Annotated in this window: 12 protein-coding genes; 4 read left to right on the top strand and 8 right to left on the bottom strand. The window is 54.4% G+C overall.

The annotated features are described in order from the left end of the window. Window positions 1-45 precede the first annotated feature (45 nt). The 4 genes from EV679_RS10790 (at window position 46) to EV679_RS10775 (ending at window position 5,271) form a co-directional block, all read left to right on the top strand. Window positions 46-1,857 carry a type I secretion system permease/ATPase gene (locus EV679_RS10790; protein WP_130487205.1) on the top strand — a complete coding sequence of 604 codons (1,812 nt, stop codon included), beginning with the start codon at window positions 46-48 and terminating at the stop codon, window positions 1,855-1,857. Between the two features lie 2 nt (window positions 1,858-1,859). After that, complete coding sequence (locus EV679_RS10785; RefSeq protein WP_207224917.1) at window positions 1,860-3,218, top strand: HlyD family type I secretion periplasmic adaptor subunit; 1,359 nt, start codon at window positions 1,860-1,862, stop codon at window positions 3,216-3,218. Between the two features lie 120 nt (window positions 3,219-3,338). Then, entirely contained in the window at window positions 3,339-4,790 is a 1,452-nt protein-coding gene (locus EV679_RS10780) for a TolC family outer membrane protein (protein ID WP_165390031.1), read from the top strand. Window positions 4,791-4,989: 199 nt separating this feature from the next. Beyond that, entirely contained in the window at window positions 4,990-5,271 is a 282-nt protein-coding gene (locus EV679_RS10775) for a hypothetical protein (RefSeq protein WP_130487202.1), read from the top strand. A gap of 284 nt (window positions 5,272-5,555) precedes the next feature. Here EV679_RS10775 and EV679_RS10770 read toward each other — a convergent pair whose 3' ends face one another. The 8 genes from EV679_RS10770 to EV679_RS10735 all read right to left on the bottom strand — a co-directional run bounded on the left by EV679_RS10770 (window position 5,556) and on the right by EV679_RS10735 (window position 16,502). Further along, window positions 5,556-6,011 (bottom strand): hypothetical protein, encoded by a 456-nt coding sequence (locus tag EV679_RS10770; protein ID WP_130487201.1) that lies wholly within the window; start codon window positions 6,009-6,011, stop codon window positions 5,556-5,558. A gap of 26 nt (window positions 6,012-6,037) precedes the next feature. Next, window positions 6,038-7,606: an ATP-binding cassette domain-containing protein gene (locus EV679_RS10765; protein ID WP_130487200.1), complete on the bottom strand. Its 1,569-nt coding sequence runs from the start codon at window positions 7,604-7,606 to the stop codon at window positions 6,038-6,040. Beyond that, complete coding sequence (locus EV679_RS10760; protein ID WP_165390030.1) at window positions 7,603-9,219, bottom strand: ATP-binding cassette domain-containing protein; 1,617 nt, start codon at window positions 9,217-9,219, stop codon at window positions 7,603-7,605. The genes EV679_RS10765 and EV679_RS10760 overlap by 4 nt, the downstream gene beginning before the upstream one ends. Window positions 9,220-9,455: 236 nt before the next feature. Then, window positions 9,456-10,409, bottom strand: a complete 954-nt coding sequence (locus EV679_RS10755) for a hypothetical protein (RefSeq protein ID WP_130487198.1) — start codon at window positions 10,407-10,409, stop codon at window positions 9,456-9,458. A 79-nt stretch (window positions 10,410-10,488) separates the two neighbouring features. After that, window positions 10,489-10,842 (bottom strand): DUF3147 family protein, encoded by a 354-nt coding sequence (locus EV679_RS10750; RefSeq protein ID WP_130487197.1) that lies wholly within the window; start codon window positions 10,840-10,842, stop codon window positions 10,489-10,491. A gap of 10 nt (window positions 10,843-10,852) precedes the next feature. After that, window positions 10,853-12,349 carry a surface lipoprotein assembly modifier gene (locus EV679_RS10745; protein ID WP_130487196.1) on the bottom strand — a complete coding sequence of 499 codons (1,497 nt, stop codon included), beginning with the start codon at window positions 12,347-12,349 and terminating at the stop codon, window positions 10,853-10,855. 97 nt (window positions 12,350-12,446) lie between these two features. Then, window positions 12,447-13,319 (bottom strand): Slam-dependent surface lipoprotein, encoded by an 873-nt coding sequence (locus tag EV679_RS10740; protein WP_130487195.1) that lies wholly within the window; start codon window positions 13,317-13,319, stop codon window positions 12,447-12,449. Window positions 13,320-13,388: 69 nt separating this feature from the next. After that, complete coding sequence (locus EV679_RS10735; RefSeq protein WP_207224916.1) at window positions 13,389-16,502, bottom strand: TonB-dependent receptor domain-containing protein; 3,114 nt, start codon at window positions 16,500-16,502, stop codon at window positions 13,389-13,391. Window positions 16,503-16,809: the final 307 nt, after the last annotated feature.

Below are 16,809 nucleotides of genomic sequence, written 5' to 3'. Positions count from 1 at the left end.
CAGTGGGGAGGGGGATTTTTTTCCGTAAAAAAGGCTGGGGATGTAATGACGGCGGATAAATCCCGGCCGGCAGGGAGTGCGCGTGGTGAATTGGCCCGTGCCCTGCTGACCTATAAAAGCAGTTTTGTGCACATCGGCGTGTTTTCCGGTGTCATCAATATCCTGATGCTGGCCCCTGCCCTGTACATGCTGCAAGTGTATGACCGGGTGCTGACGTCCGGTAATGAGATGACCTTGCTGATGCTGACGCTCATCTTGCTGGGCATGTACGCGTTCATGGGGGCACTGGAGTGGGTGCGCTCGCTGGTGGTGCTGCGCCTGGGCACGGGCTTTGACCGCCAGCTGGCGCCACGTGTCTATGACGCGGCCTTTAGTGCCAACCTCAGGACCGGCAAGCTCAACGCAGCGCAGCCGCTGGAGGATTTGCAGCAGCTGCGCCAGTTCGCCACCGGCCAATCGCTGTTCGCGCTGTTCGATGCGCCGTGGTTCCCGGTGTATGTGCTGGTGATGTTTTATTTCCACCCCGCACTGGGCTGGTTTGCCCTGGGCGGCACGGTGCTGCTGATGTGCGTGGCCTGGATCAATGAGCGTGTCAGCCGCCCGCATTTGCAGAGAGCCGGGGAACTGGCCATTGCGTCGCGCCGCGATGCCGGCGCAAATTTACGTAACGCCGAGGCCATAGCCGGCATGGGTATGCTGGCGAACCTGCGCCGGCGCTGGGCCGGACAGCATCTGGGCTATGTGCGTGAACAGAACCTGGCCAGTGCACGCATGGCGAAGATACAGGGCTGGAACAAGTCATTGCGCATGGCGGTGCAATCCCTGGCGCTGGGCCTGGGGGCGTGGCTGGTGCTGGAACACCAGATGACGGCAGGCATGATGATCGCAGGCTCCATCCTGCTGGGCCGCGCCCTGGCACCCATAGACCAGATTATCGGCGCGTCGCGCCAGTGGACGCAGGTGAAGGAGGCCGAACGGCGTTTGAGCCGTTTGCTGGAGGATTTTCCGCCGCTGGCAAAAGGCATGGATTTTCCCAGGCCGGCTGGCAATCTGGCGGTCGAGCAACTGCTGGCTGCTCCCCCTAGCCAGACCCAGGCGGTGCTGCATGGCATTCACTTCAAGCTGGCAGCGGGAGAGACACTGGTCGTGATCGGCCCATCAGGTTCGGGCAAGACGACGCTGGCGCGTTGCCTGGTCAATGCCTGGCTACCTTTGCGCGGCAAAGTCAGGCTGGATGGTGCCCCGTTGGACCAATGGCGGCCGGAAGCTCTGGGGGCGCTGATCGGCTACCTGCCGCAGGATGTCCAGTTGTTCGCGGGGACTGTGGCAGAGAACATCGCCCGGTTTGCGGCCAGTGAGGCTGGCCGGGTGGATGAACAACAGGTCATTGCCGCTGCGCAGATGGCTGGCGTGCATGAATTGATTCTGCAACTGCCCGACGGCTACCAGACACAACTGGGAGAAAACGGCATGGGCTTGTCGGGCGGCCAGCGCCAGCGGGTGGGGCTGGCCCGCGCCCTGTATGGCGAACCCTGCCTCGTGGTTCTCGACGAGCCGAATGCCAACCTGGATGAGGCGGGTGATGCGATGTTGGCTGAGGCCATCGCCCGCATCAAGCGGGCCGGCATCACCCTCGTACTGATTACGCATAAACCCAACATCCTCAAGCTGGCCGACAAACTGCTGGTACTGCACGCCGGCGCACAGGCCGACTTCGGCCCGCTGGCCGAGGTGATGCAGCGCATGCAGCGTGGCGCGCCGCCCAGGGCGCCTGCCAGCATGCCACAGCCTCGGGCCATGCCCATTCCCACCTACGGGGCGGCGATGAATTATGCACAACGCAAGGAAGGAGCATGAGCATGCCAGTGAACACAGGGGCCTTGCCGGTGGGCGCCGGCTTGATCGACGCCAGGGATGAACTGCTGTCGGTGGACGAACGATACTTTGTGCGCCTGGGCTGGCTCATCGTGCTTGTCGGTGTGATGGGGTTTCTCGGCTGGGCCATGCTGGCACCTTTGGATGCTGGGGTGCCGGTAGAAGCCAAGGTGGTGGTCAGTGGCAATCGGAAAGCGGTGCAGCCGATCACCGGCGGCCGGGTTGAACGCATTCTGGTCAGCGAAGGCCAGCGCGTGCAGGCGGGGCAGGTATTGGTCGTGCTGGAACCCAATGTTGCAGCCAATCAATTGGATTCCCTGCAATTCCAGTTCTTCAGCAGCCTGGCGATGGAGAACCGCTTGATGGCAGAACGTGATGGCCTGAGCGACATCCGCTTCGATGAGCGCCTGTTGCAGGCCGGGCAGGAGGGACAGGCCCAGGGGGCGGAGATCATCCAGGCGCAGCGGCAATTGTTCGACAGCCGCCGCAGAGCCCAGCAAATCACGCTCGATGGCCTGGAGGCTACCTTGCGCGGCCTGCGCGAGCAGCGCGACAGCCTGCTGCGCATCCTGCAATCTCGCCTGAGCCAGCGCGAGGCCTTTGAGCGCCAATTGGCCGGGCAGCGTTCGCTGGCGGCCGATGGCTTGTTGGCGCGTAACCGTTTGCTGGAGTCCGAACGCCAGTTCCTGCAATTGGTTGGGGCCGTTGCCGATGACCAGGGGCGTTTGGCACAGTTGCAAGGCCAGGTGCAGGAATACCAGCTGCGCCTTGTGCAGCAGCGCGAGGATTATCAGAAGGAACTGCGCACGGCGCTGGCCGAAACCCGCACGCGTACGGCAGACCTCGGCGCGCGCCTGGACAGCGCGCGATATGACGTGGGCAACATGCAGATTCTGGCACCCACCGAGGGCATCGTGGCCGGCCTGGCTGTTTTCACCCAGGGCGGCGTGGTCAGTGCCGGAGACAAACTGATGGACATCGTGCCGTTGGACCAGCCCTTGATAGTTGAAGGCCGCCTGCCTGTTCAGGACGTGGACAAAATACATGTCGGACAGCCAGTAGAGCTGGAATTTGCGGCATTCAATCGCGCGTCGACCCCCAGGCTGCCAGGCACCGTCAAGACCGTTTCCGCAGATCGTCTGGAAGATCCTTATCAGGGCTTGCCGTACTACCACGTCGAAATCAATGTTGATGAATTACAGGGCAGGGAGGTGCTGCCGGGCCTGCAATTACAGCCGGGCATGCCAGTGACCGCCTTCATCAAGACTGGCGAACGCACCATGATGAGCTATCTGCTCAAACCCTTGCGCGACCGTGCCCGCCTGGCGCTGACGGAGGAATAAATGACTGGGCCGGAGATGACGGAAATGGGTGGGTGGCGAACCGGGAAAAGGGGGCAGCGGGCAGGCATTCGAGGGGGGCGGGCCATCGGGCGTGTGTCTCATCCGGTGTCGATAGCAGTGGTGGCTTTGCTGCTTTGCCTGGATAGCGGCCATCATGCTCAGGCAGAACCTGCTGGCGTCCAGCCACCATCCGTATTGGTGCTGCGCCAGACACAACCCGTGGCATTCGCCGCACCGCATCAGCTTGAAGACCAGGCATCGGACAGGCAGGCGGAACAGTTGCCCGCACTGGATCTGGTGCAGGCCTATGAGCGCATGCTGCTCAATGACCCGCAAGTGCAGGGTGCGCGTGCGGCGCAGCTGGCGGGGCAGGACGCCGGCAAACTTGCCCGCGCCGCCTTGCTGCCGCAGGCCTCCATCAACTACATGCGCAACCGCACGCAGCAGACGGAGTATTACGACAGCCCGTTGACCGGCCATGTGCGCGCCGAAGATACCTTCTATGGCCGCCGGGCCGGCCTGACGGTCGAACAGACGCTTTTCGATTATTCGGCCATCAGCACTTACCGCATGGGCAAGACACAGGCGGAATATGCGGATATCCAGTATCGGCTGCAATTCCAGCAGCAGGCGGTAACGCTGATCGACGCCTATCTGAATGCCGTACTGGCCCGGGATGCGCTGGCGTTGGCGCGCAGGCAGGTGCGTGTGTACCAGGACATGCTCAATGGCAACGAACGCTTGATGGCCGAAGGCGAGGGCACGCGCATAGACATACTGGAAACCCGCACCCAGCTTGGCGCCACCCAGGCAGAACTGGTGAACCATGAAAATGCGCTGGCTGACCGGCTGCGGGAATTGTCTGCCATCGTGGGGGCAACGGTCACGGCCTCAGCGCTGCTGGACATTAATCCGCATTCAGGCGCACCGGCTTTACCGGAAGATGACCTGGCGGTTCTGCAGGCAGACATCCAGCAGCAGAACCCGGAGGTCCAGGCGGCGCGTCTTGCTGTGCGTTACAACGACCTGACCGTCGAACGGGAAAAAGGCCAATTCATGCCCAGGGTGTCACTCTTTGCCACGCATGAGCGCATCGTCTCCGACACCATCAATAACAAAGGGCGCGATTACAGGAGCAACACAATCGGCCTGCAAGTCTCCATCCCCATTTTCAGTGGCGGTTCCAGCTATTACGCCACCCGCCAAGCCAGCCATCGGCTGGAACAGGCCCAGCATGAGCTGGAACAAGTGACACGCAGCACGGTCACGACGCTGGAACAGTACTACCGGGTTTATCACGGTAGCGCGGAGCGTGTGAAAACCTTGCAGCAGAATGTCGCTGACAGCATGGAACTGATTGCGGCCATGCATAAAAGCGTGGCTGGCGGCGAACGCACCAACACGGATGCCCTGCATGCCGAACGGGAATCCTACCGGGCGCGGCAGGACCTGATACGCAGTCATGTGGAATGGCTGCAGGCCTATGCCAAGCTGCAATTCTATGCCGGGCGGTTTTCTGAGGACGATGTGCTGGCGCTGAATGGGCAGTTGGTGGCGCAGGAGGGGAATTGAAAAACGTTAGTGACTGATTGCTGTATCCGGCTTTTTGTTTGCTGCTGGGGGGCTGACCGCTTTCGAAAATCGGTTTTATTTTTCTGGGTGATGTCGTTGTATCTGTCCCGCTAGGCGAATATGGGTAGAGGGTTGACTTTATCAGAATGAAGTGATTCTGATATGAATGGCTATTTAATAAATATTTGAGAGGTTTGCGGTGGAGAAAAATCTGATTGCGTGGCTGTCTTTGAGCATCAGGCCGCGGAGCTTGATGTTAAGTGCTTGGGCTTTTGTTTTGTGTTTTGGCGGTTTGTTTTTGTTGGTGTTTTTTGTTTCTAACGGCTTTGCCCCTGATTTTGAACCGTCCGAAATTTTGGTTACGTTGGTTGGTGCAGCATTTGCGACCCTGTTTTTGCTGGTGGTTCTTGCTTTTTTGATGGCTTTGGGTGGTAATCCTCCCGCAAAAGCGATGAAGACAGAAGTAGAATTTTCTCGTTGAGGAGGTCAAATTTCGAGATTGAGCCGGACGGTGGCATGTTCTTGTAGATTGAGCATCCCGACACCGAAGACCCATCCGATTACATCGAGCGCCTGGAGGCAAGGGACATCCTCTTGATGCCCGGAAGCTCCTTCTCGGTATCGCAAAACTTTCGCGGCAAAACCCGTATCAATGTCGCCCACCTGACCAAGGACATTGCGCACTACTTCGACACGAAGGGGACAGCAGTGCGATAGCGTGCTGGGACGCGCATGCTTGGGTCATTACATACAGACTCAGGCTAGTTAAATTTCGGACGATTCACTTTTATAAAGTCTAATGCTTCTCAAAATATCGTCATTGGGGAGAAGTAATCCCCGGGGACTAAATATTTCTTGTTGCAGCCACAATAAAGCTGCATGCGCGTCTAGAAAAGTTCTGGCTGGTACGCCAAACAACCTCTCTGCGTTTATCTTGCTTATCCGCTCATACTCGCTGGGCGGAACCACGGTTGCTATACCAATCACTTGTTCCCGAATGCGCGAAGCTTGATCTTGAAGCCATGATTTTGTTGAGTTCCCAGAGCCAGCTGAACGCTCGGTAGACTGTGGGTCTAAAAAAACTCGCAATATGGAAAATGACTCATCCTGAGCCAGCCAGTCACTCCAGGCAGACATGAATTTTTCTATGTCTTCCAGAGAAGATGCACCGTGTGCAAGGCTAAGTGCCAAGGGCCAGTGAGAAATATCATGACGAATCATGGGATGTTCCTTTCAGGCGAAACAGGTTACGGGTTAATAAGTTCAATATTGATGCCGGCATGCCAAATGTCTGCGTTTCTGTGAGTTGTGATAAGCACAGTGCTTGGCAAGATTCGTATGGCTTCAGCGATCTTCCTCTCTGTATCCTCATCGAGTGCCGATGTGGCTTCATCCAAGATCAAGATTGGCGCATTTTTGATTAACGCCCGGGCAATGGAAACACGCTGGCATTCACCGCCAGAAAGAGCTGAACCATGAAGCCCGACAGACTGGTGAATTCCCAGTTCGGAGCGCTCAATCACCTCACCGAGCGAAACCATTTGTGCGATCTGCAAGATCTCGTCGTTTGAAGCATCTGAGCGTCCTAAACGTATGTTTTCCGCCAACGTGCCGGTAAAGACAATTGGGTTCTGGGAAACATAGGCGATGCGTTTTATCAAGTCGCTATGACGCATGCGACTTAGCTCAAAGCCGCCAACGGTGATGCTTCCTTTCTCTGGATCATCAAAGCGCATTAGCAACTCAAGCAGTGTGCTTTTTCCGGTGCCACTACGGCCCGAGACAAGTACCCGAGAGCCTTCAGGAATCTGCGCATTCAAATTTTTCAGGACTGGGCCATAAGTTACCTGCCGAATTTCTATATCGTTATTGGCAGGTGAGACTTGGGCTCCGGTGTCAGGCTCCTGTAACGTGGGAACCCGCGTGGCTCTGCGATAGTTATCAAGCCCGGCACGCAGATTGTTGATCCCCAATCCAGCGTGTGCCAACGCGTCAAGCGGTGCGGCCGCACGCAAAGTAAGCATGATTAATGCCAATCCCAGATATGAACTATCGAAGCCTTCGAGCAGCCAGATCGCCAGTAGTCCAGCCAGAGGGAGGATGCCAGCCAACATCGAAGAAAACATTGCGAGAGCCGTTGCGCTATTGGTTCGGCTAAGGGCCTCTTCTTCGTGCGCCCAACTCGACTCTACGCGCTTGATGGCCTTGTCAGGACCTGTTGCAGTTCGCAGTATCTCCAGATGCTCCAGCAGCTCCAATGCGCTTCGTGCCGAATTAGACTCAAGTTCTTGCCGTTTTGAGTCCTGGTGTATCAGTTTTTTTTGCGAGAAGAACTGAATCAGAAATGAGCCAATCAGCAAAACCGCAATACAAGATGCAATCCATCCGTTGGCAAGCCATACCATGCTCACTACCAATACGATCGGGATTAAGATGGCATAAATGAAAGCTTGAATTTGATGGGGCGGAAAGCTCATCAACCCGGGAATGTTTCGCCCAGCAACCGTTCCAATTAACGCCCGATTCTGCTCGGTAAACCACGACAACTTGGCTTGAGACAAGGCCTTGCCAAGCACATCGTACAGTGTGCCAGCCAGTCTAACCCCAACATAAAAACTGCTGCGCTGAATGACTACGGTCACGACGACGGAAATCAATGCGCAGAGCAGAACCGTTCCAGGTGTCTGCTGGTGAATAATTGCCCAAGCCAAAGCGATATATGCCCATGCTTCCAAGGCACCAGCAACGGTCCATCCCAAACCGATGGCGATGAGCTGGTTCTTGATGTGGAAAGATGGATGGTTTTCCGTGTTCATTTGGGCATGCTCCCATGATTCGCCAAGTTGAGATTCATGTGGCTGCTTACCCTGTTTATGAGGCTGTGATCGTGAGTCACGATGATGACGATCTTGTTCTGGCTGACGGCAAGCGTTTGGATTTCCTCCATCAAGTCTGAGGCGGTTTTCGCATCCAATGCGCTGGTGGGTTCATCAAGCAATATGACCGTGGCAGGCGTCAGAAAAACATGCGCCAATCCAACACGCTGGCGCTCTCCGCCAGAGAGGTTCTTTGTCTCAGTATCCAGTGGTATGTCTATCTGCGCCTTCCGGAGTGCTTGTACAAGCTGTTCATCCGTTGCATCAGAGGACGATAAGGATAAATTGTCACGAACAGAAGTTGCGAGCAGATCTGTGCCCTGTGGAATAAGGCGAATCCAGCGACTTCTGGTGTTTTCATCCAGCTCATAAATATTCTTGTGATCCAGCATGACCATGCCACGGTCTGGGCATGCGAAACCTGCCAATGTCTTCAATAATGTGGTTTTTCCTATTCCGCTCTGGCCGGTTATTGCCGTGAGGGTTGCTGGCAGAAACTGGTAATTCAAGTCATCCAGCAGTTCTCGGTCATGGGCCAATATGCTGACCTTGTTCAGCTCCAGAGACCTTGGTGGTGAGGCGAGAGACTCATGGCCTGAAGGGATAAACTGCTCCCTCAGGAACTCTGCCAGACGATTGGCGGCAGCTTTGCCAAGGGCAACATAGTCCAGTCCATGCCCGAGCTTCATCGCAGGAGTGACAACCGCGAGGCTGAACAGCAAAGCAGCGCCCAGCGCGACCGCATCCCGCTGATATGACATGGAATAGGCAATGGCATAAGTGGATACCGCTTGAAGAAGGGCAATTGCGATGGCAGCAGGCGTTGCAACAGAACTAACCCAATCAACCATCCCTGATGTGAATTGGCGAGCTGCAGAACGATATGAAGCGAGTGCTCCCACTTGTGCGCCAAAAATTCGGTTGACGCGAACACCTCGTGCGTAGTCATCGACTGCACTCAATATCCCACTCATCGCCTTGGCGCGCTGTTTCCCATAGCGTGCCGACAGCTTGGGCATAACGACAAGATAGTAGAGTGCCGTCAATGCGCCAGGAATCAGTGCCAGCAACATTGCCGGACCTGCAGCCCATACAAGCAATGTGATAGAAGCAATCGGCACCACAACAAAAGTGGTCAGCTCTGCCGGCAGGTGAGCCACCATATGGTGCAACGCGGAAATATCGTGGGAAATGAGGCGTTTGAGCTTATCGTCACCATAGCGAGCCAAGGTGCTAGAGGGTATCCGAACCAAGTGAGCTGCCACGGTCCTCCTCAAACGAGTTGTAAAAGAAGCCTCGGCGCTGTGGCATAGAAATGACGACCATGATGACAGTGCACCGCCCGCCAACCACAGCGCACACGCCCATATGGCCCATTCTGATGAAAGATCGCCCAGCAACTGAATAAGACACCAAAGCGCGGCGAGCATGAATAAACCGGAGAGAGCACTACCTAATGTGCCAATAATCAACTTGGGCAGTGATGGTTTTAAAGTCTCTAAAATATCTGGACCCAATATACTTTTTATCATTTTCCCTTCTTTGGTTCTCATGATATTAATGCCTTGCTGCTGATAACAGCATTTACAAAATGCACATTGCATTAATGGCCAGATTTAAGTATCAATTATCAAATGAGTATAATAACGCCATGACTTATGGTGCGCACTAGAACGCCAAGACAATATCTATGCGATTCGGCCAATTATCTATGGATGTCGGTGATGATTGTTTTGTGCCACTGATTTCATGACGATGGGCTGAATCGTCTATAGATATCGTATTTTTGCTATTTCATTTCATTAAGGTGCTGCCTGCGTTCGACCATGACATGGTCATTAGGCAGATCCAGCTGACGGATATAATCGCCATCCTTAAAAGACACCACAATGGCATCACCGACCCCACGAAACAGGATCACTACTTTTTCATAAGCGGTAAACCCTTGTGGGGCGGTTGCAGTTGACACCTCCAGCGATTGAGGGAACATCTGGTTGTAGGGCGCTTTTACATACAGGATGGGATGCTCCACACGAATTTGTGCCAGGCGCATTGCACCGTCGAGCAACTGTCCTATGGAGTTGCTCATCAACAATGGCAGCAAGACGACGACAGCGATACTGACAAAATAGAGGTGCTTATGCCGGTTCAAACCGGCAGGTTTTGGGCTCCCCGGCACGGCCAGGGGTTGCTTGCTTTGTTCTGGAGCCATCGTACTGGCCTCATCAGGCTCAACGGCCTGCCGTGACTGCTTGTAGCGGGCTCCTGTATCGACAGCCAGGGAATAAAAAACATACAGCGCTACAACCATCAAAAAAAGGTTGAGGTAGGCGCGCCAGTCATAGCCGGCCAGCCATACCGCAAAGATGACACCTATCAAGGCGTATGGAACGGACCACCAGGCAAATCTTGCCAACTGGTAGACCTGTTTGTCTTTGGCACGAACTATTTTGCTCACTCCCCAGAAAATACCTTGCAGCACAGGCCTGAGCAGCCAAGCTATCGAGATTCCCAGCGAAACCATGCTACCTAGGAAAATGGCATAGACTGCGCCGAAACACCCGGCCACGACCAAGAACAGCAAGCCATCCCCAAGCGTCATGCCTTGAGGGAAATAGCCGATTCGCAACGAATAAAAGATAGCTGTGATACAGCCCAGGGCAATGCTCAGCTTGACGCAGGCACCAGCCAACTTCGAGGCGCTTTCGACGGAGGGCTCGATAGAAGACAGAATGGTTTTCACGTGTGATTGTCCATAAGAATTAGATGGTCAACATGAGATTTGCGCATTTGCACTGTGCAAAAAAAGCGACTTGGCAGCCTCACGGCAGCAATTCAATCCCATACGGCCGTAGTACCCACGCCAGCAATCCATAGCAGGCTGCGGTGATGCACAGTGCAACCACAATACTGAACCAGAAGCCAACGCGTGATAGAAGCCAAGGGAAGACGAGAAACATAGGCAGCGTAGGCACTACGTACCAGAAGGTATACCAGGCATGGTTGGCAATCTTGCTGGTGGGCTGCTGCTCCAGATAAAGCCAGATCAGCGCAAGAAATGTCACCAGTGGCATCGCTGCAAGGAACGCGCCCAATTTGTCGCTGCGCTTGGCCAGCTCCGAGACGCCAACCACGACGGCGGCTGTCACCATATACTTCGTAAGAATCCAGATCACGGCAGCACCATCAGAAGCTCTTCTCAAACTTCAGTGCTACCTCGGTCTGCTGGTACTCGTACGCCCAGTCGATGCTGCTGTTGTTGAGCGTACGCTTGAGGTAAAGATTGGGCGTAATGCCCTTGAAGGCAAAACGTGGCATGCCGACGTTGAGGATCAAGATCCGCTGGCGGTCCTGGCGGCGCCCGCCCAGGAAAGCGTCTTCCGCATCGTGTCGCAAGCTGCGATACAGCGCCGTGGCATTGACGCTGATGCCCGCATCGAACATGTGATACAGGCCCAGGTTGGCCATGTACTCCTTGCTGCTGGCGGTTGCCTGTGGCTTTTGCTGGCGCGTGTAGTTCAGGCCGCCATAGACTGCCGTGCTCGCGTTGAGCATGTAGGAGCCAAAAAGCCCGAACTGGTTTTCATCATAGTCGTCGAAATAGACGCTCTCGCGTGCCTTGAAGTTGATGTGCTTGCGCTGCGCATTGATACCGATCTGTGCACGTTCGGTTATGTTGCGCTTCCACTCCGCACGCAAGCCCAATGCCTGGTAGCGCGAATGGCGGTTGCCATAGTTGTGCTCGAACAGCGGCGTAATGGACACATCGTCCAAGGCACTCAAATAGTTGTAGCCTGCGTACAGAATGCCCGTGTTTTCATCGAAGTGCACGGCATCATCCGTCTCTGAACCCTCCTTGTGCTGGCGGAAGAACTTGCCATAACCAATGCCTCGCACCAGGGCATTGTGGTGGCCGGCCAACTGCCAGCGGCGGCTCAGGGTCAGGTCATACACCATCGAGGCTGAACGAATTGGATCTGGCATGGTGCGTGAAGTCGGAAAGCAGCCGAACTCCGGAAAACACACCTCAGACACCAGCGTTTTGCCGTTGGCCTGGTTGATATTGCTGTTGTAGCCCATGCCCAGCGACAACGAGCCGTGCCAGGCATCGCGTTCATGCAGGGCCCCTTGGAAGCCCTCAATCACAGGGCGAATCTCGTCGGGGATGCCGCTGGTCGAGACCTGCTCGAACATGCGGGATGCCTCGCGTGACTGGTTATCCTCAAAATACACCCGGGCCAACTCCAGCCGGGCGCGGGCATGGTCAGGGTTGGCCTGCAGCGCAGCCTCCAGCTTGCGAGTCGCTGTGCTGTAATCACGGCCCTCGCGGGCCAGCAAGCCTTCGGCCAACAGCACCACGGCAGGGTCATGGCCGAACAATTGTTGGTATTTCCGCAAGAAACCTTCCATGCGTACCCATTGGCGCCGGTTCATCGACACATAGATGGCCGGCTCCAGATCCTCCAGGGTGTTGTTGACCTGGTAGGTGGTGCCATCCAGCACAATCTGCGTGGTCGGGTCTACCCCGGGCGGTGTCTCATCGACCAGGTGCGAGCGCTCACGCTCGATGACGGAGCGGTCAATCTGGTTGAGCAGACGGCGGGTATCGTCCTCATCCGCATGGGCCAGACCGGCAGTCATGGCGACGGACAGAAGAAGAGCAATGCGGGTACGCTGATGCATGAATGCGGGCCTTGCGAATGAATCCGGGAACAAACGGTGCAATAAAAAGAAGGGGGAACGTCTCCCCCCTTCATGCCTCTTCAATCAGGCAAACAGCTCAACGCTTGGCACCGCCGAAGGCCATGTGGTCAGCAGCGCTGTTGGCATCCTTGTAGTAGCCCGCCAGTGCGCTGGCATTGGCACCGTAAAAACGCCCTTGGATGGAACCGTTGTTGTTCTGGAATGTCCCGTCTGCGGAAATAGCCGTGTTGGCGAAGCTGACGTAGCCCACATTACCGGTCAGGGAAGCCTTGCCACCTCCGTAGTTAGCCGTCAGTACGCCTGTGTAGACACCTGCTTGCGTGCCGGGGTTGTACTGGCGAAGACCAACCACGTCGTACTTGGCGTTGACCAAGGTCGGCATGCTGGTGGTCGGGTTTTCACCCACGAAGAACACGGTGCGCAGAGAATCGTTTTGGCCCACCATATTGGTGCTGCTGCCGTAGACTGGGCTGGTAGCCTTGGGTACCCACTCACCAAAATACACTTCATGACCGCTCACCTTGGCGATGCTGGTGTTGCCGAAGTGAGGACGGTCTGCGCCGACCGGGTCGCTGATCTGCCGCCACGTGTAGATCTCGGTACCATTTGGCGCACTCAGATTGCGCCAAGTCTGGGCCATGCGTAGCGTCGAGCCACTGACGTTGAACTCGATGAAGTAGTCAGGACCCGCTTGTGTGGTATATGCATTATCGGTCTGCAAAATCGGGCCGTTCTTCAAGCTTGAAAGTGCGGCGGTCGTACCATCAGGTGGGTTGGTGGTGGGAAACCCGATGCCTGCTTCATTGTTGCCTTGGAAAGTCGAAGAGCCAACTTTGATATAGTTCTCGTTTGACGATTTCCCTGCGACCGGCGCCGCGAAGGAAGTAATGGATGCAAGGGCCAGAGCAGATGCAAGGGCCAGTTTCTGAAGGTTCATGGTCTTTTCCATGTGATATCTCCGGTTGGTTGAGAAACGGACGTTTTTACAAAAACGGCCAAAAATCTATGAATTCAAATCTCAAAATCGTGCAGTCATCCCCATACGCACAGTTCTTCCCGGCGCAGGCATCACGACGCGCACCAAAGGATCTACGTAATAGCGATTGGTCAGATTGGTAACGCCCAGATCAAAATCCAGGTTGTCATTGACGCGATAGCTGGCATAGGCATCAAACACCAGAATAGGATTCCAATAATTGGGGGTGCTGTTATAAGTAATCAGTTTGATAGCAGAGAAATCGCTCTGATTTTTTGCGGCACTGTGATAAACCGCTCTTGTTCCAATTTCCAGTTTTCGCTCAAAGAAGCGCGCACCAAGATCAAGGTTGACTGAATACTTGGGCTGCAGACTCGTACGTGCATAGGTAAGGGGGAAGCCTCCATCCACACATTCGGATACGCGGCCATAAACCGGGTCTAGAAACGATGCATAATCTTTATCGCACAGCTTCTGTTTCAGCCGATAAGTAGCACCAATATTCATGAAATATTTGCCACTATCAGCACGCGCCTGTAGTTCGATACCCGAAAGCTTTTTCTCGGAGAACTGCAAGGTATTCATGTTCCAGTCGCTATCGATGTAATCCTTGATACGATTGTTGAAGTAGTTGATGCGAAAATCTGCATATTCCAAAGAGTCAAAGTGCGCGATCAGATTTTGAACGTAGCCGATTTCCCAGTTGTAAGCGTGTTCAGGGGAGGTGACCACCCCAGCCAAGCTGTTGGAGCCCGATGCACCATTCGAGTGGGCAGAATTGCTAGACTCAAATAAACTTGGGAAACGCACGGCCTCCGAATAGCGTACATAAACTCTTGCGTTATCGGAAATAAATGCCGTCAATCCAATGTGAGGAACCCACGCATGGTCTCTTTGTTTTTTAGGTTGCTCCCATTTATTCTGAGGGTCTGCGCCATATGTATAGCAAGATTTACAACCTTCACCTTGGATGACATATTTTGGCGCAGAGCCTTCTTTACCTTGCGCTCCGTCTACTGTTTCTGTCGCATCAATCTCTCCATTTGCAAATGGGTTGTTTTCTGAAAACCCGCGATGATCCCCGTTGTATGGAACAGATATTGTGGTTTCTTCTGTTTTATAAAAATATCCGTTTACTAGGCGAGTATCCTCACCTGAGAGTGCAAAGGAATCTGCGTCTGGATATTTCTCCAGAAATGCTGCCAGCCGATCCGGAAACCATTGGGTATAACGATCAACGTAACTTTGATAGCTATCCCGCTTTTCTTCAATCAATGTGGCGACTTCTTCGTCGCTCATCAGTTCTCGTACTTTAAAATCCCTAGATACAAAACCTCTTTGCACTGCCCAATCTTCATCCTGGGCAGCTCGTTTCTCAGCTAGTTGGTCATCAAAAGACCAGTAGTCGCTGTAACGTGCACCGGCATTAATCTGCAACCAACCAGCCGGGCGCCAGTCAAAATTGAAGCCAGCATTCCATTGCTGTCGTCTTCCTGCTCTGGGGCCCCAGTGCCGAGAACCCCAAGAGCTATAGGGGTTCTGCAGCCCCCACATCTCAGAAGCATCCTGCTGGCGTAGACGCTCTTTCGTCCAGTCACCAGAGACGGTTAGATCCAGCTTTTCATGCAGTTGAAAGTTATTGCTTAAATTGAAACCTGTTCGGCGATGGTCTGATATCTGTAATGCTCTTGGGCGAATAATAGGGTCGAAGTCTCCACTTCCAGGAATAGCATTGGGGACAGCAACGACACCATATGGGTCTTCTCCGTTCTGATGGCGTTCGCTGTCACTTTGAGTCATCCAAACTGCTGCTTTTAAATCAATCAGCCGATTGTTTTCTGGGCTGAAAGAATATCCAAGATTCCAAGTATCCTGTTTAACGGTGCTATACGGATACTGTTCTTGCGCGCCGTTCGTATTGAGTTCATTTTGCCGTTGTACAAGCCATTCATTTTTCCATGGAATAGTTTCGCCAAAGGTATGGTCATTACGCATGAAACTCATATTAATGGTCTGGTTTTCAGGCAGTCGCAGTGTGCCTTTTAGCAGTGTCGACTCAAGCTCACTGGATGTGTTTGCTACCTCCTGACCTGGAAGATAATACTGTGCGATATAACTAACGCTTGGCCGGTACGCTATGCCATGTGTAGAATTTGCAGCTTCAGCCGCATCCTCCATCCATGTATTCTGTTCATATTTTCCAGCCCCTCGTTTACCACTGTAATAATTTCCACGCTTTCGATAGCTATAAGCAGCCAAGAGATCAAAGTGCTCATGCTTTTTAGCTACGGCCAATCTATAAGCATTGTCGTCAAAATTAAAATCCCGGCCGCTCTTACCTTTTCTGCTTAGAGCACCTCCGGTGATCGTTGCTGGGGAAATACCTCCATATACATCAGGCGTTATTCCTAAATCCCGATAATCCTTCCCATACGCACTAAACGCCCGCTCATCAGGCTTCACCGAGTTGGTCGCTGTATCCAGCTTCAACTCAATACCAAAGCTTTCACCGGGTTTGATGATGTCGTCCGGCTCCAGCGTGCGTACCTGCACTGATCCGCCAATGCCGCTGACGGCCGAGGTTGCGTTCGGGCCTTTCTCCACGGTGATGCTGCTGATCAGGTTCGGGTCCACATAGTTGCGGTTGGACACGCCAACGCCGGTCTGCCAGATGGACGTTGCCTGCTCGGTGCCATCCACGGTCAGCGGCACCCTCCCCTCACCCTGTATGCCGCGAATGTTCGGGTCCAGCCCGCCGCTGCGGGCATCGCCGGAGTACACGCCATTCATGCCCTTGAACAGGTCGGCAGCAGAAGTACCCCGGTAGCGTTCGATCTCTTCCTTGCCCTGATAGACGTTGACCACGTCCTGGTCGTACACGTCATTGCGGCCACGTTCGTCGCGGTCTTCCCGCTCGCCATAAACGGTGACGGCTTCCAGAACATTGGCGGTGTCAGCTTCGCTGGTGTTCAGTTCCAACACCGGGCTGGTTGCTTCGGTGTTTTCATCCCGTTCAGTTCCTGCAGCCACCGCTTCTTGCGCATGGGCGCTGGGCATTTCTGCGGCGATATAGGCCAGTGACAGCCCGATACTGATGACCAATGGAGTCAGGCGGAAAGGTATAGGGGGTGAAGATGAACGTGCACGCAGCGACATGGCAGACTGACAACCTCTTTGTTGCGGCTGGAGGCACGAATCCCAGAACTGGCCTCCTAGCCAGGGTGATACACATGCTGAGTCAAGGGGATGCAGGGTTTTGATGTCTGGCCATGACGACTGTCATGACTGGTCTTTAAAGACCTTTGTCCGGCTGCTCCCACCTTTTTTCAACACTTCTTTATTGCGAAATAATCCTATCAATAAATGCGAATGCGTCTGAATGTATTAACTATGCGAATTGGCTGAAAAGGTATGGGGTCGGGAGAAGTGGGGAACTGGGCAAGGTTTTGGGTGCCGTCGATGT

The organism is Kerstersia gyiorum, assembly GCF_004216755.1.
Lineage (GTDB): Bacteria > Pseudomonadota > Gammaproteobacteria > Burkholderiales > Burkholderiaceae_B > Kerstersia > Kerstersia gyiorum.
The sequence above is the reverse complement of the archived record's forward strand: the minus strand, read 5'-3'. Positions and strand labels throughout refer to the sequence as shown.

Coding starts and splice junctions, on each gene's coding strand:
- EV679_RS10790 (WP_130487205.1), top strand. CDS start 46: ATGACGGCGGATAAATCCCGGCCGGCAGGGAGTGCGCGTGGTGAATTG.
- EV679_RS10785 (WP_207224917.1), top strand. CDS start 1,860: ATGCCAGTGAACACAGGGGCCTTGCCGGTGGGCGCCGGCTTGATCGAC.
- EV679_RS10770 (WP_130487201.1), bottom strand. CDS start 6,011: ATGATTCGTCATGATATTTCTCACTGGCCCTTGGCACTTAGCCTTGCA.
- EV679_RS10765 (WP_130487200.1), bottom strand. CDS start 7,606: ATGAACACGGAAAACCATCCATCTTTCCACATCAAGAACCAGCTCATC.
- EV679_RS10760 (WP_165390030.1), bottom strand. CDS start 9,219: ATGAGAACCAAAGAAGGGAAAATGATAAAAAGTATATTGGGTCCAGAT.
- EV679_RS10745 (WP_130487196.1), bottom strand. CDS start 12,349: ATGCATCAGCGTACCCGCATTGCTCTTCTTCTGTCCGTCGCCATGACT.
- EV679_RS10740 (WP_130487195.1), bottom strand. CDS start 13,319: ATGGAAAAGACCATGAACCTTCAGAAACTGGCCCTTGCATCTGCTCTG.
- EV679_RS10735 (WP_207224916.1), bottom strand. CDS start 16,502: ATGTCGCTGCGTGCACGTTCATCTTCACCCCCTATACCTTTCCGCCTG.